The sequence below is a fragment of the Companilactobacillus halodurans genome (assembly GCF_009600985.1).
Classification (GTDB): domain Bacteria; phylum Bacillota; class Bacilli; order Lactobacillales; family Lactobacillaceae; genus Companilactobacillus; species Companilactobacillus halodurans.
Genome location: NZ_VDFP01000012.1, coordinates 14,917 through 36,523 on the forward strand (window position 1 = coordinate 14,917; position 21,607 = coordinate 36,523).

A 21,607-nucleotide genomic window follows, 5' to 3' on the forward strand; every position below is an offset into this window, starting at 1 on the left:
TTTCGAACTTACATTATATCATGTTAAAAATACTAAATTTTCACTTTTTTCACAATCAGCTTGTTTATTTACCTCAATTATTTGTATAATGAACCACGGAACATATTATTTTCGAAGGGATGATATTTTATAATGACAACTCCAACAAACGAAAAGAATCACCAAAAAGTACTTCTAGTTGGTGACGGTGCCGTAGGTTCAACTTTTGCTTATGCTATGACACTTCAAGGTATTGCTCAAGAACTAGTTATCTGTGATATCGCTAAAGACAAGATTAAGGGTGACGCAATGGACCTTGCAGATGCAATTCCATTCTCATACCCAAAGAACATTCACGCTGGTGAATATTCAGATGCTAAGGATGCAGATCTTGTTGTTATCACTGCTGGTGCTCCACAAAAACCAGGTGAAACAAGACTTGACCTTGTTAACAAGAACTTGAACATCTTGAAGACAATCGTTGACCCTATCGTTGAATCAGGATTCAATGGTATCTTCTTAGTTGCTGCTAACCCTGTTGATATCCTTACATACGCTACTTGGAAACTTTCAGGCTTCCCTAAGGAACGTGTTATTGGTTCAGGTACTTCACTTGATACTGCTAGATTACAAAAATTCGTTGGTGAAGAATTAGATCTTGACCCTCGTTCAGTTCATGGTTACATCATGGGTGAACACGGTGATTCAGAATTCGCTGCATGGTCACATCTAACAATCGGTGGCGTTACAATGGCCGAATGGATGGAATCACATCCAGAAATTACTAAAGATACTCTTGACAAGATTTACAAGAAAGTTGTTAACGCAGCTTATGACATTATCAATACTAAGGGTGCTACATTCTACGGTATCGGTACTGCACTTGCAAGAATTTCTAAGGCATTGTTAAACGATGAAAACACTGTTCTTCCATTATCAAATATGATGACTGGTCAATATGGCGTTTCAGACATTTACATCGGTTCACCTGCAATCGTTAACCGTAAAGGTCTAAAACAAATCATCGAAGTTCCATTGAATGATGAAGAATCAGCACAAATGAAGAAATCAGCTGCAGAACTTGAAAAAATTCTTAAAGATGGTTTCGAAGCAACAGGTATCGAAGGTCGTCAATAATCTTTAATATCTCGCTTGAAAAAAAGTCTGAAACAAATGAAAAATTTGTTTCAGCTTTTTTTTTCCTTGGATTTACTGTATTATTAATTCAATTATAATTTGATTGGATGTGAATATATATGTTAGTTAAATCACTTGTACTCAAAAAGGACAAGCTTACAACTGTTAAAGAAACTGTTACACTCGAACAAGCTTTAAAGATTCTAGAAGACTCAGGTTTCCGTTGTGTGCCAATTTTAGATGAAAGTGGACAAATATTTAGGGGAAACATTTATAAGATGCATATCTACCGTCACAAGTCACGTGGTGGCGATATGAGTCTTCCTGTAACTACTTTAATGAAAAACGCCACTAAAACTATCAGCGTTGATTCACCATTCTTCAAAGTATTCTTTAATATCAAAGATTTGCCTTACATCGCAGTCTTAGATGAGAATAATCTTTTCTATGGAATTTTGACACACTCGCGACTTTTGAGTATGCTATCAGATGCCTGGAACTTGGATATTAGTAGTTATGTACTAACTGTCAGTTCTTCAGGCGACAGAGGCGATTTGGAAAAAATGTCCAAAATCTTTGCCAAATACGTTTCGGTTGCGGCTTGTATGACTTTAGATGCCAAGTCAAACGAAGTGGTCCGCAGAACTTTATTCACATTACCTTCTGGAACCGACGTCGACACTTTAAAAGAAATTATCAAGCGTCTTGAGAAAAAGAATTTCATAGTTTCTGAAATTGATGACTTAAAGTCTGGTAAAATACTAGATAAGAACACTTTGTAAGATAATTTTTTCTATTGATCAAGGTTGTAAAATTATCTACGCAGCAGGTAATTTCAAACTTTAATCATTTAGAAAGTAAATATTTTCAATCTGTTTTAAGATACACCCGTACCATAAGTTTCTAAAACAAAACCGTTTTTAAAACAAAACCAAAAAATCCTTATCAGCTGAGCTACGTCGGCTAGTAGGGATTTTTTATTAGTCTTAATTTATGGCATGACATATATAAAATATGATAATATTTTTACAAGGGCAAAATAATTTATAAATTTTATCAATCCCATTTTGTATGAAAATTATTGCGAAATTAGTGAAAGGACTGATTTTCTGACCAAATTCTATCAACTAACAACTACTGACGTTTTAGATAAGCTATTAGTCGATTCAAACCGTGGCCTAAGTAATCAACAAGTCCTCGAAAATCGAAATTTATATGGTACAAATAAACTATCTGAGAAAAAAGAAGATCCCGCGTGGAAAATTTTTCTCAAGGGCTTTAAAGAACCTATCGTGATTGTACTTATCGGTGCAATTTTTTTATCTCTGCTAAGTTCTTTTTACGCCTTCAATGTTCAAAATGAACCACAACATGGAAAAGAAGCTCTTTATGAAGCTATTGCCATTTTTATCTTAGTCATTATAAATGCTTCAATCGTCTTTTTCCAAGAAATGAGCACCAAAAAGAGTCTAGATGCCCTGAAAGAAATGGATAACCGGACTAGCGTTGTCTTGCGAGACCATGAATGGCAAACCATCCCCACTTCCCAAATTGTCGTCGGCGATATTATCAAAGTTAAAATGGGAGACTTTGTTGAAGCCGATGTACGCTGGATCAAGAGTTCAGAATTACAAGTTATCGAGTCTCACTTAACTGGTGAAGCTGATGCAATTTCAAAAGATACTTCAGTTATTTCTGAAGATACTCAATTGGCTGACCGTAATAACATGGGTTATTCAGGTTCAACTGTCTCTAACGGCCAAGGTATTGGTGTCGTTGTTGGTATCGGTGATAACACCGAAATGGGTAACATTGCGACGTTGATTCAAAATTCAGATACAAAGACTTCCCCACTTCAAGTCACCATTAAAAAATTAACTAGCAGTTTGATGAAAATCTCTTTAGCTGTCGTTATTTTGACTTTTATCATTGGAATCATCAAGGCTGGTGAATTAAGTATTGCTTCAATCACATCTGTTTTATCAACCTCGATTTCCTTAGCTGTAGCATCAATCCCTGATGCAATGCCAATTGTTTTATCGATTGTTCTGACGATCGGTGCTACTAAGACAGCTGCTAATAATGGATTGATCAAGTCCCTCAATAGCGTTGAAACTTTAGGCAGTACCTCTTATATTTGTTCCGATAAAACTGGTACTTTAACGCAAAATCAAATGACCGTAACTAATTTTTATGACGGTCAACATTCCTACAAAGTAAGTGGACTTGGTTATGAACCAGTGGGAGAAATCAAAGCCGGTGAAATTAATTTTCAAGCTGATGATTCCTTATTTATCAAAGGTAGCGTCTTATGTAACGAGGCTTCTGTCAAAGAGGTCAATGGGAAATTCAAACCGTTTGGAAATCCAACAGAAATTGCCTTAAATGTTTTAGGCCAAAAAGCTGGCGTAACTAAAGAATCACTAAAAAGTTCCAATAAAATTATGAGAACATTGCCTTTTACCAGTGACCGTAAAATGATGAGCGTTGTTGTTGAGACGCCAACTGCCTATCGGCTTTATACCAAAGGAGCTCCTGATGTTCTTTTAAAAAATAGTCAAAACATTTTGCTTAATAATAAAATTGTTTCCAGTTCCAATCATCAACAATTCTCAAATATAGTCGACGAATACGCTACTAAAGCTCTGCGGACTTTAGCAGTTGCCTATCGTGACTTAACTCAAAAAGAAGCACAGACAAGTACTATTGAGGAATTAGAACAGCAACTGACGATTGTTGGCGTAGCTGGCATTATTGATCCACCAAGGCCAGAAGTTAAAAAATCAGTTAAAACTTTAAACGATGCCAAAATTGAAGTAGTGATGATTACCGGCGACCATGCCAAAACAGCCCGAGCTATTGCTTATGATTTGGGAATCGTCAAATCTAAAAACGCAGTTGTAATTTCAGGTTCTGAAATCGAGAAGATGTCTGATGATGAACTCTTCAATTCAGTTTTAAAAACGAATATCTATGCACGAGTAACCCCAGAACATAAACAAAGAATTATCAAGCAGCTGCAACGTCAAAGACAAATAGTTGCTATGACTGGCGATGGTGTCAATGATGCTCCAGCTTTAAAAGCAGCCGACATTGGAATTGCCATGGGTATAACCGGTACGGAAGTAACCAAAGATTCAGCCGATTTGATTTTACTAGATGACAAATTTACGACCATTGAAAAATCAGTTCGTAGTGGTCGGATGATTTACGCTAATATCAAAAATTTCATGCGTCATGAACTAACAACTAACGTTGCCGAAGTAATGTCTTTACTATTTGGATTATTCTTTACTCAATCGATTGGTCAAGTAACCGCTGGTACAGCAACGTTGACTGCTTTGATGGTCTTATGGGTCAATATGATCAGCGATTCTTTGCCATCATTTGCTTTAGGATATGATGTTGCTGAATCTGACATTATGAAAGAAAAACCTCGTGATGTAAACGAATCGATTCTCGCTAACCACACCTGGTCAAGAGTCTTGATTCGAGGAACTATTATGGGAGCGATGGTTTACTTAGCCTTTTACTGGGCTGCACGAAATAATTTCACCCCTAATCAAGCTCAAACAGCCGCTTTTTTGACCCTAGTTTTCGGACAATTATGGCATGTTTTTGATGCTAGAAGCTCCAAATCGATTTTTAGAAGAAATCCATTTGAAAATAAACATCTATTAGTAGCAGTTTTATTTGCTGGTATTTCATCAATTCTAGTCACTGCCATCCCATTCTTCAATCTTGTGATGGGAACAGCGCAATTACCTCGAATCGTTTATTTATGGGTCATCTTTATCCCTGCTATTCCTACTTTTGTCCTTTCAGGACTTAAGGAAATTTTCAAAATTAAAATTTGGTAACTAAAAAGTTGTGATATAAGATTTGTACAAATCTATATCACAACTTTTTTTTGGATTAAAAGCTGCTTTTGTCACAGTCTCTTTTTAATTTTTTACTTTAGAATCATTCATTATAATATCTATCAACGAGCTGTATTCCAAGTTCAAACTATCCGCAACAGCTTTTTGAGTCAACTTGCCTTGATAAGTATTGATGCCAGTTTGAATAGTTTTATTTTGTTCCAAAGACACGCCCTTGTCAGCGATTGCTAAAGCATATGGCATTGTAACGCTTGATAAGGCTTGAGTAGCAGTTTTCGGAACCGCTCCTGGAATATTAGCCACAGTATAATGAACTACACCATGCGAGACATAAACGGGATCTTCATGAGTTGTTGCCTTAACGCTAGTTTCAAAGAGACCACCTTGATCGATAGGAATATCCACCACCACTGAGCCGGCTTCCATTGAAGCAATCATTTTTTCAGTAACCAATTTTGGAGTTGCAGCTCCCGGAATCAGTACCGCTCCAATTACCAAGTCAGATTCTTTGACACAATGTGCAATATTTTGTGAATTAGACATCAATGTTTGAATCTTGCCCGAAAAGATATTTTCAATTTCTTCCAAACGCTTGGGATTGATATCTAAGAGCGTGACAGATGCTCCCATACCAATCGCAATTTTGGCTGCGTTGACACCAACTGTTCCACCGCCAATAATCGTAACTTTGCCCTTTTTTACTCCTGGAACGCCACTCAGGAGCAATCCTTTACCAAGATGTGGTTTCTCTAAAAAATGAGCTCCCACTTGCACTGCCATTCGACCGGCAATTTCACTCATTGGGAACAACAGTGGCAAACTGCCATCTGGACCAATCATAGTTTCATAGGCGATTCCCGTTGCTTTACTTTCCAATAATGCCTCGGTTAATTTTTTATTAGCTGCCAAATGTAAATATGTGTAAATAATTTGACCAGCTTTAAAATATTTGTACTCACTTTCGATTGGTTCCTTAACTTTGATAATCATCTCGCAATTCCAAGCCTCAGCTTGAGTAACGATTGATGCTCCTGCATCAAGATATTGTTGGTTAGTATATCCAGAACCTAGACCGGCATTGTCTTCAACTAAAACTTGATGACCTGCTTTAACTAGCCCCGCCACTCCATCTGGTGTCGAACCAACACGATCTTCCTGTTTCTTTAGCTCTTTAGGTACGCCAACTATCATCAATCTTTCCTCCTTATTGTGGATTTCTTTTTGATGAATACATCATATCATGTAATGTAAGCCTTAACAATTTAATTAAGCTGGGAATTAATTTTAAAGAAAGGAATTAGATTTTAACTATTTTTTACTTCTGCCGATAAAAAAAGAGCCCTGATAATAAAAAGAATAATTATCAAGACCTCTTAAATTTTAATATTTGAAACACAAATATTTCTTTATTTTTTATATACTCTTGGCAATCTTTCACTCAAGCAGCAAAGAATTTCATAATTAATTGTTTTAGCATATTCAGCCACATCAGTAGCGGTGATTTCCTCATCGCCATCTTTACCAATAATAGTTACTCGAGTACCGACTGGCATTTTCTTAGGAAGTCGAACCATGAATTGATCCATGCAGACCCGACCAACAATCTGACATTTTTGACCATTGATCAAAACATTTGAACCAGACATCCGGCGCAACCAACCATCTGAATAGCCAATGGGAACCGTACCGATCCATTCATCCTCTTGGCTTGTGTAAGTTGCACCATATCCAATACTTGTACCAGCCTTGACTTTCTTAACAAAAACTAGCTCTGAATAAAGGCTCAAAGCAGGTTCTAATTTAAATGGCAATTGCGTAATATCTGTCCCTGAAGGGTTTAAACCATACAAGGCAATTCCATAGCGCACCATATTGATGGCCAAATCCTTATGCCACAAAGCTGTTGCTGAATTTGCACAGTGAACATAAGTAAAGTTCGTGGGCAAATCTCTCTTCATTTCTTTGAAATTTGCAACTTGTTTTTCAAAATACTTTTCATCAGGACTATCTGCTGTTGCAAAGTGCGTGAATAAACCTTCTGGAATAAAGGCTCTTTGATGTTCGTTCAAGAAATTGCAGGCTTCAACTAAATCATCGCGGTTTTGAAAACCGATTCGACCCATACCACTATCGATGGCAAGATGAACTTTTAAGTTAGTTGTTCGTAATTCGACAGCCACCTTTAGCCAATCTAGGTCACCAACTGTAACTGATATATTAGCTCTTGAAGCGATTTTTGCATACTCGACGGGAATTATACCTAAAACGAGAATTGGAGCTTGTACGCCACTATTACGTACCTCTAAAGCCTCATCTAATGTAGCTACGCATAAACCAGTTGCACCATAAGCAATTTCTGCTTGAGCAACCTTAACTAAACCGTGACCATAAGCATTAGCTTTTACGACTGCAAAAACCTCAGTACCTTCAGGGACGGCATTTAACTCATTTTGAAGATTCTTTTTTAATTTGCTTAAATCAACTTCCACATAAGCTGGACGATGAATTGATGGTAACATATTACTCTGCCTCCTCTAGAATAACCTCGGTTATTACTAGCTCATCAGTATCCGAAATAGATACCAAGATATTTCCTTTAAATAAATCAGTTTTGATATAAGGTTGACCAGATTGATGATTCAAAATGCTCAAATCATGAAAACCGATGCCACGAAGCCCAGTTCCCATAGCTTTAGTGAAAGCCTCCTTAACAGAGAAACGCCCTGTTAGATAAGTAATCTTAGCCTTTTCAGTATTTAAAGAATTGAAAACAGCAATCTCATCTTCATTTAAAATTTTCTCCAAAAATCGAGGATGACGACCATAAATCTTACGTACTCGATCAATCTCCGCAATATCTATACCCAGACCCTTAATCATATATAGAATACAACTCCTTTTTTAGAGAGCGGAACAAGGGCGATTAGCTCTCGGAGCGTAAGACAATTTCTCAAATTGGCTGCGTAGCAGACGGTTTGGGAAATAGACTTAGGTGTAGAGAGTTGCCCTTGTGCAGCTCGTTTCAGTGAACAAGCACAATAAAGTGACTTAATTATACAAAAAAATTAAGTAAGTATAACTTACTTGTTTTCAAGTTCAGAGTTCAAAAACATACTTAACCTCTGAATAAAGTTACCTAATATGCTTTATTTCAAAAGAGATACCGAAAAAATAACTCACATGCATCTCATATAACTCATTAAACCAACAGAAAAAACTTATCCACAAGTTTATCCTTGTGCAAAAAAATTAATTTTTTAAAAATCAAAAGCGCTTATCCACAAACACTTCCAACTCCATTGGTAACTTGTGAAGTCTAAGCCTAAATGATAGCATTTTCAAAATACTTTACAAGTCCAATTAGGCAAAATACTTCATAAAATTATTTATTAAGTGTTATTTATTCTAAGCACTTGCCCTATTTTACTGTACAAAAAAAGGCAAAGTAAACTCATTTACCTTGCCTAAATCAAAAATATTATAATTTTATATTATTTTTCTAGATTTGTTCTAATCTTGAATGATTTCTTGCTACGTCCGTGACGACGATTGTCATGTTCACGACGCTTGCCACCATTCTTGTCATCATGATGATCATTGTTACGACGTCTGTGATGGTTTTCGCCACCATTACGACGACCGCGACCACCGTTATTTCTACCACGACGGCCATGACCTGATCTACTGTGACTAACTTTTCTAGATGGAAGTGGTCTTTCAGGAGCAATCTTAACGGGAACACTTTCAGCATCTTTGATTGCATCACTCAAGAATACTCGTGTGATATCTTCAGCTGAATATTCTGAAAGCAATTCTGTAACAGCGTCATCAAAACGATCAAGATGTTTGTCATGTTCCAAAGTATCTTTAATCTCTTGTTTAACTGCTTCAAGTTGTCCTTTAAGAACTTCTTTATCAGTTGGTGGAGCCATTGGTTCCATGCGCTTCTTTGTTAGGTTTTCGATTGTACGTAAGTAACCCATTTCGTTTGGTGTAACGAAAGTTACTGACACACCAGAGTGTCCGGCACGTCCTGTACGTCCAATACGGTGAACATAACTGTCAGGATCTTGAGGAATATCATAGTTATAAACATGTGATACACCGGAAATATCCAAACCACGAGCAGCAACATCAGTTGCCACAAGGAAGTCTAACTTACCAGCTTTGAACTTACGTAAAACGCTCGTTCTCTTATCTTGTGATAAGTCTCCGTGAATACCTTCAGCGTTGTAACCACGAGCTTGCAATCCACGAGTCAATTCGTCAACACGACGCTTAGTACGTCCGAAAATCAAGGCCAATTCAGGTGCTTGAACATCGAAAAGACGTGTCATCAAATCAAATTTTTCAAAATCTTTTGCTTTAACAAAGTATTGTTCAATCTTGTCAGCAGTCAATTCCTTTGACTTAATCTTAACAATCTTAGGTTCAGTCATGAACTTATCAGCAATCTTCATGATTGGCTTAGGCATTGTTGCAGAGAACAACAATGTTTGGTGCTTATTAGGTACGTTTGATAGGATACTTTCAATATCTTCAACGAATCCCATGTCCAACATTTCATCAGCTTCATCAAGTACAACAGTCTTAACGTTGTGCAACTTCAAAGTGTGACGGTTGATGTGATCGAGCATTCTACCCGGTGTACCAACGATGATTTGTGGATGGCTCTTTAGAGCACGAATTTGTCTTCTAATATCTGATCCACCATAAACACTTTGAACTTTAACTTTCTTCTTACTACCTAAACGATATAACTCTTCTTGAGTTTGGATAGCTAATTCTCTAGTTGGTGAGATAATCAATGCTTGAATATCGCTTGATTGAGTATCAACGGCATTTAGCAATGGTAAGCCAAAGGCTGCCGTCTTACCTGTACCAGTTTGAGCTTGTCCGATAACGTCGTCGCCAGTCATAACTAGTGGAATAGTTTGAGCTTGGATAGGTGTAGTTTCTTCAAAACCGGCTTCGTCTACGGCACTCAATAATCTGGGATCTAAATCTAATTCTTTAAATTTCACAAATGTCCTCCATTTTTTAAAACACGATAAATAACAATTTGACTACTTTACCACGTTTTATACACAAACTCAAATAACAACTTCTAAATTAAATCATGTAAAACGTTTTCTAAGTGAATTCCATGGCTTCCCTTTAATAAGACGGTGTCATCTGGTTTTAATTCTTTCTTTAAATCTGTGGTCAAGTCAGCAAGTTGGTCTTTTTCGTACCAAAACAAATTAGAGGAATCATACTTGTCACTGAGTTTATCTTTCAAAAACTTCATATAATCACCAATTAAATAGACTTTTTCAAAGTCATCTGGACTGATATGTTCAAAGAGAGATTCATGTAGACGCTTAGAAGCATCCCCTAACTCCAACATATCTCCTAAAACGATCAACTTCCGACCGGCTGTTTTTATTTCTTTGAGACTGTTTAAAACTTCAATGGCAGCTGTTGGGTTTGAGTTATACACATCACTCAAAATATCAGCACCATTTTTTGCCTTCATCCACTCTGTCCGGTTTTGAGTAACGAACAGATTGCTTAAGGCTTTTTGCATTGCCTCAGGTTGAATATGAGAAACTTTTCCAACTAATAAAGCAGCCAATGCATTATTAACATTATATTCACCCATCATTGGAATTTCAAAATCTAGCTCTGGCCAAAGGTTAGTCTTAAATTTAGTTGACGTTTTACCAGGGCTTATTTGTGTTGCATACAAGGTATTACTGTCTTGATTGCCGAAAGTTAACTTCTCTTGATTAACTTTTTTAGCACGTTCTAACAATAATGGCTCATCACCATTAAAGACAAATCTTCCGTCTTCTTGTAAGTGAACGACAATCTCCATTTTTGCGTCAGCAATTTTGTCACGAGTCCCAAAGAACTCAATATGAGCCTCACCAATCATCGTAATAACTGAAATATCTGGATTAGCAATACTGCTCAAATGGTCAATTTGTCCAGGACGGTCCATTCCCATTTCAACTACCAAAACTTCCGTATTAGTAGGCATATTCAAAATGGTGAATGGTACACCAATTTCATTGTTAAAATTCTGTGGAGTTTTCGCTACATTATTATTGGTACTAAGAATTTTTGCAATCATATCTTTGGTAGTAGTCTTCCCATTGCTGCCAGTTACAGCAATAACTCTCGGATTTACTTTACCCAAATAATACTTGGCCAATGTTTCAAAAGCGTTCGAAACATTCTTAACGACAACATAAGGTATCTTGTCATTAGGAATATCATGATCGCTTTGCCAAATTGTTGCACTCACACCATTTTCAATGGCACTATTTATAAACTCATGTCCATCGCGTTGTCCTTGCAATGGAAAAAATAAGTCGCCCTTTTGAGCTTTGCGACTATCAAAGCAAACGCCAGTAATTTCGACGTCAGCAATAGAGTCTGCTTGGATTTTTAATGCGGAGTAGACTTCCCTTAACTTCATCTTCATGAAAAAACTTCCTCAATTTAAAAAATTAAATTTATAAGAACTAAACAAAAAAAGAGTATACTAAGATACTTAGAAAGGATTTGATGTATATGACATCTAATGCAGATAATAGTCCTGAACCGAATAATTATTGGAAACGAAATTTAATCGTTTTATGGTTCAGTACTTTTGTATCAGGTATCGGCTTCAGTATGATAACACCCTTTATGCCATTATACATTAACCAGTTAGGTAATTTCACCAAAAGTCAGCTCGTCATCTGGAATGGTATCGCCTTTTCATCGACGTTTCTCGTCATGGCGATAATTTCACCAATTTGGGGTAAAATTGCCGATCGACGCGGTCGTAAGTTAATGCTGATTCGAGCTTCTCTAGGTATGGCTATCGTTATATTCCTTCAAGCCTTCGTTACAGCTCCATGGCAATTAGTTGTTTTACGACTCCTTCAAGGTGTCTTTTCAGGATTCGTCAGCAACGCTAATACCTTGATTGCGTCAACAGCCCCACGTTCAGAAAGCGGACAGGCTCTTGGTACTCTAAACACTGGAGTCATTTCAGGAACGCTTTTAGGACCTTTGGTCGGTGGTGTCATCGCGCAGTATTTTGGTTATCGCATACCATTTATGATAACCAGTACATTGCTATTCATTGCCTTTATTTTGGTAATAATCTTTATCCAAGAGGATTTCAAACCAATTCCAAAAGGACAAGAAGAATCAACTAAAGAGATTTTCCACAAGTTGAAAAATCCTAATCTGATTTTGGCAATGTTCGTTACGACTATGATCGTGCAAACATCGAATAACTCGATTAATCCAATCATCAGTTTGTATGTTAAACAATTGATGCATAATTCTAGTCAAGTCACCTTAGTAGCCGGCGTAGTTGCTGCAATGCCAGGGATTGCCAACATTATCGCTGCCCCAAGATTTGGAGCTTTGGGAGATAAAATTGGTACTGGTAAAATTCTGGTTGGTGGTTTGATTTTTGCAATACTTGTCTATATTCCACAGGCATTTGTTACTAATGTTTGGCAACTAGCAGTTTTGCGATTCTTAGTTGGTATTTCTGATGCTTGTTTGGTACCACAAATTCAAACCATCTTGGCCAAATACACTGATGCCAAATACACCGGTCGAATCTTTGGATATAATCAGTCATTCCAATCAGTTGGTAATGTCTGTGGACCATTGCTAGGTTCTTCTATCTCAAGTGTCTTGAGTTATTCCTCTGTCTTCTTGAGCACTAGTTTCCTAGCCTTGATCAACTTTACCTGGGTATTTTCACACTTGAAGTTAAAGAAGAATAAACCAAAAAAATAAGCCATCCGAACGGATGACTTTTTTTATTCGTTTTACTTGTTTTGCAAGCCATATTTCTTGTTGAAACGATCGATACGTCCATCTGCTTGAGCAAACTTTTGTTTACCAGTATAGAAAGGATGTGAATCTGATGAAATTTCAACACGAACTAATGGGTATTCTGTACCTTCATAATCAACTGTTTCACTTGATTGAACTGTTGAACCAGCTAAGAACTTCTTACCTGTTGAAGAGTCCATAAATACAACTTGGTGATAATCTGGGTGAATTCCTTGTTTCATTCTATGTCGCTCCTTTGCCATAAATCCTTAACGGAAATATAGATTAAATTACTAACAGTGTTTAATATTATCATGAGTTAGCTAATTATTCAATAGATTCCTAATAATGTAAATTGACTTTTTGGTCAGAAACTGAATCAATCAACCTAAAAAAGAGAACGCCAATGGCGTCCTCTTTTTTGATAAATTAAACAATCAAAAATTAAGATTCAATCATATCGTCTTCACCAATCAATTTAACATCGGCGTTTAAACAATGCAACTTCCAGACTACTTGATCGTAGCCACGTAAAATATTTTCGGCATGGTCAATTACCGTTTGACCATCAGCTAATAATCCGGCAATCATTAAACAAGCTCCAGCACGAATCTCATCAGCTGAAACATTAGCACCCTTCAATTTGGCACCACCGTGAACAAAGATTAAATCATTTTCACTAGTAATGTCTGCTCCCATCTTATTAAGTTGGGAAATGTGCTTAACTCGTTTAGGATAAATCGTATCAACGACCATCGCTTCGCCACTAGCTTTCATCAAAAGTGGCGTAATTGGTTGCTGTAAATCCGTTGCAAAGCCAGGATATGGCATTGTTTTGATATTAACAGCTTTCAAATTTGGTGATGGTTTAACGTAAATACTATCTTCGCCAACTTCTAAGTTGACTCCCATTTCATCCAGTTTAGCTAAGAAAGCATCCAAGTGCTCGCTGATGATATTCTTGACGAGAATACCACCACCATTGGCTGCAGCTAAGCTTAGATAAGTTCCTGCTTCAATCCGGTCTGGAATAATTGTGTGTGCATTATTGGAACGAAGATTATCTACACCTTCAATTCTAATTGTTTCCGTACCTACACCACGAATAACAGCACCCATATTATTCAAAAATGTTGCTAAATCAATGATTTCTGGTTCCTTAGCGGCATTTTCAATCACAGTTGTCCCCTTAGCCTTAACAGCTGCCAGAATAACATTGATTGTTGCACCGACTGAAACCATATCTAAAAAGATTTTGGCTCCTTTAAGACCCTCTTGTGGAGCAGTAATAATGATCTGCCCATGTTTGTTCTCAACGTGTGCCCCTAGTGCTTCGAATCCTTTGATATGTTGATCAATTGGACGTGGTCCAATGTCGTCACCACCAGGAAAACCAACTACTGCTTTACCAAAGCGACCCAGCATGGCACCCATAAAATAATATGAAGCGCGCAAACTGCTAACTTTTCCACTTGGCAATTCAGCAAATTGAATCTTAGTTGGATCAATTCGCAATACATCATTATTCATTTCTGAAGTAACGTTCATATCTTTCAAAATAGAACGTAAGTTTTTTACATCTCTAATTTGTGGAACAGAATCTAACACTACCGGTGTTTCAGATAAGATAGCTGCAGGTATCAAAGCGACAGTGCTATTTTTAGCGCCACCGATCGTTACCTCACCTGATAACTTCTTTCCACCGTTGATTACAAGTTTTTGCATAAGCTTTTTCCTAACTATATTTGACTACCGAAGATTACATTTCATCTTCTTCAAGGCCTGAAGCTGCACCGATAAAGCCTTTGAACAAGCCTTCTGGTTTAGTTGGTCTTGATAAGAATTCTGGATGGTATTGAGCAGCAATGAAGAACTTGTTTTCAGGAACTTCAATAACTTCAACCAAGTGATTGTCAGGAGATACACCTGAGAATACTAGGCCAAGATCTTCAAATTGTTTACGATATTCATTGTTAAATTCATATCTGTGACGATGTCTTTCTTGAATAACTGATTGATTGTCATAAGCAGCAGCTGTCTTTGTACCTGGTTTTAGTTTACATGGATATGAACCCAAACGTAAAGTACCACCACGGTCTTCAACATCTTTTTTATCTGCCATGATATCAATAATCTTGTGTTTAGCATCTGGATCGATTTCACCAGTTGTTGCATCTTTGATACCAGCAACATCTCGAGCAAATTCGATACTTGCCATTTGCATACCTAAGCAAAGTCCAAGATAAGGAACATCATTTTCACGAGCATACTTAATTGAAGCAATCATGCCTTCTAGTCCACGGCTACCGAAACCACCAGGAACTACGATACCATCTGAATCTTTTAAGTAATCAGCAACGTTATCTTCGTTGATGACATCAGCGGAAATTTTTTCAATTTCTATTTCTGTATTATAAACATAACCGGCAGCACGGAGAGCCTCTGTTACAGAAATGTAAGCATCTTGTAATTTTGTATACTTACCAACCATAGTGATCTTTGTCTTATGCTTCAAGTTGTGAACACGATCAACTAACTTATGCCAATTCTTCATGTCGGCTGGTTTTGTATCTAAGTGTAGGTAACGACAAACAATATCATCAAAGCTTTGTGCTTGTAAGTTCAATGGAACATCATAAAGTGAACTAGCATCACGTGATTCAATAACAGCTTCTGAATCAACATCACAAAATGATGCAATTTTGTCTTTCATGCTTTGTGGCATTGGAAGTTCAGTACGAACAACCAAAATGTTAGGTTGAATACCAATTCCACGTAGTTCTTTAACACTGTGTTGTGTTGGTTTAGTCTTCATTTCACCAGCAGCCTTCAAGTAAGGAACTAATGATGTGTGAATATAAACAACATTTTCTGAGCCAACTTCGGCTTTCATTTGACGCAATGCTTCCAAATATGGTTGTGATTCGATATCACCAACAGTACCACCAACTTCGGTAATGATTACATCTGAATCAGTAGTTGAAGCAGCACGCATGATCTTTTGCTTGATCATATCAGTAATATGTGGAATAACTTGCACAGTTGCTCCGTTGTAATCACCACGACGTTCGCGACGAATTACTTCGGAATAGATTTTACCAGTTGTAACGTTTGAATATTTGTTCAAATCGTTATCGATAAATCTTTCATAATGTCCTAAATCAAGGTCAGTTTCTGTACCATCGTTAGTAACAAAAACTTCACCATGTTGATATGGGCTCATTGTTCCTGGGTCCACATTGATATAGGGATCAAATTTTTGCATTGTAACCTTTAGGCCGCGATTCTTTAAAAGTCTTCCAAGGGATGCGGCAACAATTCCCTTACCTAATGATGAAACGACTCCACCTGTAATAAAAATGTATTTAGTCATATCTTCCTCCACATATTGTTTCTAGGGATTTCTCACTCACAAAAATAAAAAAGTCCCCTATTCTGCATGAACAGGGAACTTGAAGTTGTCTATCTAATAGAGCCCGAACTATATAATACCGTGATATGTTCGAGTCGTCAAACTTTTAATTCGAAAATTTTATTTATTTGTATCGTCGTCGTCTTTGTCGCTGTCATCATCATCATCGTCGTCTTCATCAGACAAGTCGATATCTTCGTCGTCAGCGTCATCATCGTCCGCATCAAATTCTGAAAGTTGGCCTTCGATACCATCTTCCAAACTGTCATCATGTGGATCGTCGTCATCGTCATCAACGGTTATATCAGAATTAGAGAACTTAGACAAGTCAGGACCATTGTCAGATGAACCATTGTCATCATCGTCATCATCCATATCGGATACATCTAAATCGTTGTCATCGTCGTAGTCGACAACATCATCATCTTCATCGTCATCGCTTAAGAAGGCATTAACTTTTTGAGCAGCCTTATGGGCATTTTCAGATCCATTGTCTTCAGGGTGATTTACTTCCTCATCAACTGAATCATATGGATACCATTTACGTAATCCCCAAACATTTTCCCCAAGTGAAAGAAAACTACCATCATTGTTCAAATCTGTATAAAATTGAGGAAGAGATTGCTTGACCTCTTCGTCAGATCTGCCCAAGTAGTCTTGGATTTCGTTAACGATGTCAGAAAAATTCATTACTTTTTTATCATTGTTGTTAAGAATCTCATAAGCTACCTCGATCAGTGAGAGCTCGCTTTTATCTTGATCCTTGAATTTATCAAACTTCAAACGTGTACACGTCCTTTCACAGCGTCTTACTTATAATCATATCGGCTCAGGCACCAAAAATCAATCTAAATTTATAATTACCTATTACATTATTGTCGTAAATCAAGTCATAATCAATGTTTATTTTACCTGAAAGTGGATTATTTAAAATTTCAATCTTGGAATCTTTGGTAAAAGTTCCCAAAGGCAAGACTCCATATTCAGTTTCCAAATGCCCACTGTTATGCTTATTATGTGTAAAATACAAGAGTGAAGCAAGATTTTTGGACTTTGCTACTCGCTTTAAGTGAATTTCACCCTCATCGGTAATCTTAACTAAGATTGAAGCCGTATCATCATTATCTAGACTTTCATTAAATTTTAAATAAACTGAATTTCCAATCTGAGTGAACTTACCCGGTTCGGCAATTTTAGTGTGTGTTAATTCCCCAGATTGTAATGTCTCAATGTTTAACTCTACATTTATATCAAAACTATTATTTTCCAATACTTACTGCCTCTACATGATAAAATTATATTAATTAATTAAAAGAAGTGATTAAGTGAACAACACTATTATATTATACGACCAAGAAATAAGCTCTAATAAAGATATGCTTGTCCCATTTTCAGATACCGGTGCTATTTTAAAATTTGTTTCCGAAAATAATCAACCCGTGATTCACTTTTGGGTCACCCCACCAACGGTGATTCTAGGAATGCAAGACAAGCGTCTCCCTAACTTACAAGCTGGTTTGCAAATGTTATCGCAGAGAAATTACCTATATTATTTACGTAATTCTGGCGGGCTTGGTGTCGTGACTGACCCCGGAATCTTAAATTGTTCTCTTTTCTTACCTAATAAAGATAATTTCTTGATCGATGATGCTTATAACAAAATTTATCGTCTTTTAAAGGATTCCTTCTCCAAAGATATCAAAACTGGCGAAATCGTCAACTCTTATTGTCCAGGAACTTTTGATTTGAGCATTGCTGACAAAAAGTTTGCTGGCATCTCGCAACGTCGAGCTGGCAATGGTGTAGCTGTAATGGCTTATATCAGTATCAATGGCAATCAAAAAAAACGTGGTCAACTAATGAAAGACTTCTACGAAGTATCTAACTTCCCCAAAAGTCAAAAGTTTGATTATCCTGATGTTAATCCACGAGTAATGGAAAACTTAGATCAACTGTTAGATACTAAATTAACGATTACGATGGCTAAGGAAAGAATTTTACACACTATCAGGCAAGAATATCAAGTCGATCAAAAAGAATTCTTTATTATCCAAAATTCACTTCCCTATCAAGAAGCCTATAATTCAACATTAAATGATCTTCTTAAAAGAAATAAAGCCCTATTGGAGGAAAAATAAATGACTTATAATTTAGAAATGCTACCACGAGAAAAGGTTTTTCGCGATCCTATTCATAATTATATCCACGTCCAACATAAAGTCATTCTTGACTTGATTAATACGAAGGAATTTCAACGTCTACGTCGAGTCAAACAATTAGGAACTTCGTCATTTACTTTCCAAGGCGCCGAACATTCTCGATTCACTCATTGTATGGGTGTTTACGAAATAACTCGCCAAATCTGTGACAATTTCCAAAGAAACTATCCTACTAAGAAACCTGGCGATGGACTTTGGAACGATGACGAAAGAATCGTTGCCTTGTGCGCTGCCTTATTGCACGACGTCGGCCACGGTGCTTACTCGCATACTTTTGAGCATATCTTCAACACTGATCACGAGATGTGGACCCAAAAAATCATCACATCCCCTGAAACAGAAATCAATCAAGTTTTGAAAAAAGTTGCACCTGATTTCCCCGAAAAAGTTGCCAGCGTAATTGCTCACACCTATCCCAATCCTCAAGTCGTGCAAATGATTTCTAGTCAAATTGACGCCGACAGAATGGATTACTTGTTGCGTGATGCCTATTTCACAGGCACCAAGTATGGAATGTTCGATTTAACAAGAATTTTGCGTGTCATGCGTCCATATAAAGGTGGAATTGCTTTTGACAACGACGGGATGCATGCTGTTGAAGACTATGTTTTATGTCGTTTCCAAATGTATCAACAGGTTTATTTCCACCCAGTGTCACGCGGAATGGAAGTCGTTTTGACTAAATTGTTGCAACGGGCTAAGGATCTTTATGAACACAACCATATGAATGGCTTTGAAATGCCAAGTCTTTTGATTCCTTTCTTTGAAAACAAGGTCACAATTGACGACTACTTACTTTTAGATGACGGCATCTTAAATACTTATTTCACTCTTTGGCAATATTATCCTGACGAAATTTTAAAAGATTTATCTTATCGTTTTCTTTCACGTAAACCTTTCAAATCAGCTGAATACGACCACAAGACAAAGCATCTTTTGCCTGAATTAGCTGACATCGTTGAAAGCGTTGGGTTTGATAAAAAATATTACACAGCAACTAATACCAGTTATGATCTGCCATATGATGTTTACAATCCTAATTCCAATAAGAGTCGGACTCAAATTGAAATCATGCAAGATGATGGTTCATTGATTGAATTATCGACTGTCAGTCGTTTGGTCAGAGCTTTGACAGGAAAGATTTTGGGCGATGAAAGATTGTACTTCCCTAAATCGATGTTGACTCAACAATCAGATGAGATTTTTGGCTCTGATTATGAAAAATTCCAGAAACATATTCACAACAACAAAATTGTTTAGTCACTATACTTTCAACTTTTCTGTAATTTTATTAGAATATAGCTAAATCAGTTTTAGTAAAATATCTACTTATTGGGAGGATAAAATGAAGGAATTTTCAAACCAAACTAGATTAAATAATTTACAAAACTTACAAGATCAAACCCTTGATCTCTTAGTTATCGGTGGTGGAATCACCGGTTGTGGAATAGCACTCGATGCCCAAACTAGAGAAATCAAAACTGGCTTGATAGAAATGCGCGACTTTGCTTCAGGTACATCCAGCCGATCAACTAAATTAGTCCATGGTGGATTACGTTACTTAAAACAAGCTGCCTTAAAAGAAGTCCATGAAGTCGGTAGCGAAAGAGCAATTGTTTATAACAACGCTCCACACGTTACGACGCCATTAAAAATGATGCTTCCCTTTTATGAAGATGGCACCTTTGGACCATTTTCAACCGCCATTGCCTTGGATGTTTACGATCGTTTGGCTGGCGTCAAAGCTTCTGAAAGAAAATACATGCTCAATGCACATGATACTTTGGAAAGAGAGCCTTATATCAAAGGCGAAAGTCTTAAGGGCTCTGGTGTCTACGTTGAATATCGGACTGACGATGCTCGTTTAACCTTAGAAGTTACTAAAAAAGCCAATGAAAAAGGTGCTTTGATTGCAAATTACATCAAAGCAGTCGGTTTATTATATGACCGCGACGAAAAAATTTGTGGCGTCATCTTTAAAGATTTAATTACAGGTAAAACTGGTGAAATTCATGCCAAAAAGATTATCAATGCGGCTGGTCCTTGGGTCGATGGCATTAGAAAGATGGATCACTCAGATATTGGTAAGCATTTGCATCTTACAAAAGGCGTACATTTAGTAATTGATCACGACAAGTTCCCTATTACCAATTCGGTTTACTTTGATACGCCTTTCCATGATGGCAGAATGATGTTTGCTATTCCACGTGAAAATAAGACTTACATTGGAACGACTGATACAACTTGGACTAAAGATCCTAAGGAACCAAACATCACTGCCACTGATGTCACTTATATTCTAGCAGCCGCTAACCAAATGTTTGACTTGCCACAATATCTTACTCCAGACGATGTGGAAAGTGGTTGGTCTGGCGTTCGTCCATTGATTCAAGAAGAAGGCAAATCTCCTTCGGAAATTTCACGTAAAGATGAAATTTTTCAATCTAAATCTGGATTGCTCTCGATTGCTGGTGGAAAATTAACTGGTTATCGAAAGATGGCTGAAAAAATTGTTGACCGTGTTGCTATGCAACTAAATGACGAAACTAATTATCGTTTTAGAAATTCACAAACCAAGAACTTGCCTTTATCTGGTGGTGCCGTTGGTGGCGAAAAGAATTGGATGGATTTCTTTGATGAGAATATTCATTTAGGGATGACTGATTATCACCTCAGCCGTGAAGATGCAAAAAGAATCGTACAGCGCTATGGTTCTAATGCTATTGAAGTCTTCAAGTTAATTCCCGAAACTAAAACTAAAGCTCGTCTTCCAAGAATCGATTGGGCAATGCTGCATTATGGATTGAAATATGAAATGGTCGAACATCCATTAGACTTTCTACTTCGTCGCAGCAGCCAATTGTTATTTGACATCAAGCATGCCAAAAGTATTAAAACTAACGTTATTGATTGCTTAGCCAAATATTACGATTGGGATGACGATACAAAAGCTCGTCTAACTGATGAAGTAAACCAAAAAATAACTGCAACAGAGTTAAGCGATGTTAAAAAGAAGTACGCGGCCTTTAACAAAGAACGCGGTGATTAACAAATCTATTGCAACTGCATTAAATTTTCGATAAATATTAATCGTCCCTCTTTCAATTTTCCGAAAATATAGTACAGTAAAATCTGTGCTTTGCAAA

Annotated in this window: 17 protein-coding genes; 7 read left to right on the forward strand and 10 right to left on the reverse strand. The window is 37.0% G+C overall.

Annotated elements, in window-relative coordinates:
* Positions 1-132 precede the first annotated feature (132 nt).
* The 3 genes from FHL06_RS07055 (at position 133) to FHL06_RS07065 (ending at position 4,976) form a co-directional block, all read left to right on the forward strand.
* A complete protein-coding gene (locus FHL06_RS07055; RefSeq protein ID WP_153385525.1) occupies positions 133-1,116 on the forward strand; it encodes an L-lactate dehydrogenase in 984 nt (327 codons plus the stop codon).
* Between the two features lie 119 nt (positions 1,117-1,235).
* Positions 1,236-1,898, forward strand: coding sequence for a cyclic di-AMP binding protein CbpA (cbpA, locus tag FHL06_RS07060; RefSeq protein WP_153385526.1), 663 nt, complete (start codon positions 1,236-1,238; stop codon positions 1,896-1,898).
* A 327-nt stretch (positions 1,899-2,225) separates the two neighbouring features.
* Positions 2,226-4,976, forward strand: a complete 2,751-nt coding sequence (locus FHL06_RS07065) for a cation-translocating P-type ATPase (RefSeq protein WP_153385584.1) — start codon at positions 2,226-2,228, stop codon at positions 4,974-4,976.
* An 84-nt stretch (positions 4,977-5,060) separates the two neighbouring features.
* On the opposite strand, the gene ald is transcribed toward FHL06_RS07065, so the two are convergent.
* The 5 genes from ald to FHL06_RS07090 all read right to left on the reverse strand — a co-directional run bounded on the left by ald (position 5,061) and on the right by FHL06_RS07090 (position 11,469).
* A complete protein-coding gene (gene ald, locus FHL06_RS07070; RefSeq protein WP_153385527.1) occupies positions 5,061-6,188 on the reverse strand; it encodes an alanine dehydrogenase in 1,128 nt (375 codons plus the stop codon).
* 215 nt (positions 6,189-6,403) lie between these two features.
* Positions 6,404-7,516 carry an alanine racemase gene (alr, locus tag FHL06_RS07075; protein ID WP_153385528.1) on the reverse strand — a complete coding sequence of 371 codons (1,113 nt, stop codon included), beginning with the start codon at positions 7,514-7,516 and terminating at the stop codon, positions 6,404-6,406.
* Between the two features lies 1 nt (position 7,517).
* Entirely contained in the window at positions 7,518-7,877 is a 360-nt protein-coding gene (gene acpS / locus FHL06_RS07080; protein ID WP_153385529.1) for a holo-ACP synthase, read from the reverse strand.
* 611 nt (positions 7,878-8,488) lie between these two features.
* Positions 8,489-10,021, reverse strand: a complete 1,533-nt coding sequence (gene cshA, locus FHL06_RS07085; RefSeq protein ID WP_162000170.1) for a degradosome RNA helicase CshA — start codon at positions 10,019-10,021, stop codon at positions 8,489-8,491.
* Positions 10,022-10,104: 83 nt separating this feature from the next.
* Positions 10,105-11,469: a UDP-N-acetylmuramoyl-tripeptide--D-alanyl-D-alanine ligase gene (locus tag FHL06_RS07090; RefSeq protein ID WP_153385530.1), complete on the reverse strand. Its 1,365-nt coding sequence runs from the start codon at positions 11,467-11,469 to the stop codon at positions 10,105-10,107.
* 89 nt (positions 11,470-11,558) lie between these two features.
* Between FHL06_RS07090 and FHL06_RS07095 the strand changes: the two genes are divergently transcribed.
* The gene (locus FHL06_RS07095) at positions 11,559-12,791 is read left to right on the forward strand and encodes a multidrug efflux MFS transporter (RefSeq protein ID WP_153385531.1); all 1,233 of its coding nucleotides are present in this window, start codon (positions 11,559-11,561) and stop codon (positions 12,789-12,791) included.
* Between the two features lie 32 nt (positions 12,792-12,823).
* Here FHL06_RS07095 and FHL06_RS07100 read toward each other — a convergent pair whose 3' ends face one another.
* From FHL06_RS07100 to FHL06_RS07120, 5 genes are all read right to left on the reverse strand, one after another.
* A complete protein-coding gene (locus FHL06_RS07100; protein ID WP_153385532.1) occupies positions 12,824-13,072 on the reverse strand; it encodes a type B 50S ribosomal protein L31 in 249 nt (82 codons plus the stop codon).
* Between the two features lie 202 nt (positions 13,073-13,274).
* Complete coding sequence (locus FHL06_RS07105) at positions 13,275-14,555, reverse strand: UDP-N-acetylglucosamine 1-carboxyvinyltransferase (protein ID WP_153385533.1); 1,281 nt, start codon at positions 14,553-14,555, stop codon at positions 13,275-13,277.
* Between the two features lie 34 nt (positions 14,556-14,589).
* Complete coding sequence (locus FHL06_RS07110; protein WP_153385534.1) at positions 14,590-16,203, reverse strand: CTP synthase; 1,614 nt, start codon at positions 16,201-16,203, stop codon at positions 14,590-14,592.
* Between the two features lie 159 nt (positions 16,204-16,362).
* A complete protein-coding gene (rpoE, locus tag FHL06_RS07115) occupies positions 16,363-17,025 on the reverse strand; it encodes a DNA-directed RNA polymerase subunit delta (protein ID WP_153385535.1) in 663 nt (220 codons plus the stop codon).
* A 46-nt stretch (positions 17,026-17,071) separates the two neighbouring features.
* Positions 17,072-17,512: a YwiB family protein gene (locus tag FHL06_RS07120; protein ID WP_153385536.1), complete on the reverse strand. Its 441-nt coding sequence runs from the start codon at positions 17,510-17,512 to the stop codon at positions 17,072-17,074.
* A 55-nt stretch (positions 17,513-17,567) separates the two neighbouring features.
* Between FHL06_RS07120 and FHL06_RS07125 the strand changes: the two genes are divergently transcribed.
* The 3 genes from FHL06_RS07125 to FHL06_RS07135 all read left to right on the forward strand — a co-directional run bounded on the left by FHL06_RS07125 (position 17,568) and on the right by FHL06_RS07135 (position 21,510).
* Entirely contained in the window at positions 17,568-18,380 is an 813-nt protein-coding gene (locus tag FHL06_RS07125) for a lipoyl protein ligase domain-containing protein (protein ID WP_153385537.1), read from the forward strand.
* The gene (locus FHL06_RS07130; RefSeq protein ID WP_153385538.1) at positions 18,381-19,721 is read left to right on the forward strand and encodes an HD domain-containing protein; all 1,341 of its coding nucleotides are present in this window, start codon (positions 18,381-18,383) and stop codon (positions 19,719-19,721) included.
* A gap of 85 nt (positions 19,722-19,806) precedes the next feature.
* Entirely contained in the window at positions 19,807-21,510 is a 1,704-nt protein-coding gene (locus tag FHL06_RS07135) for a glycerol-3-phosphate dehydrogenase/oxidase (RefSeq protein WP_153385539.1), read from the forward strand.
* Positions 21,511-21,607: the final 97 nt, after the last annotated feature.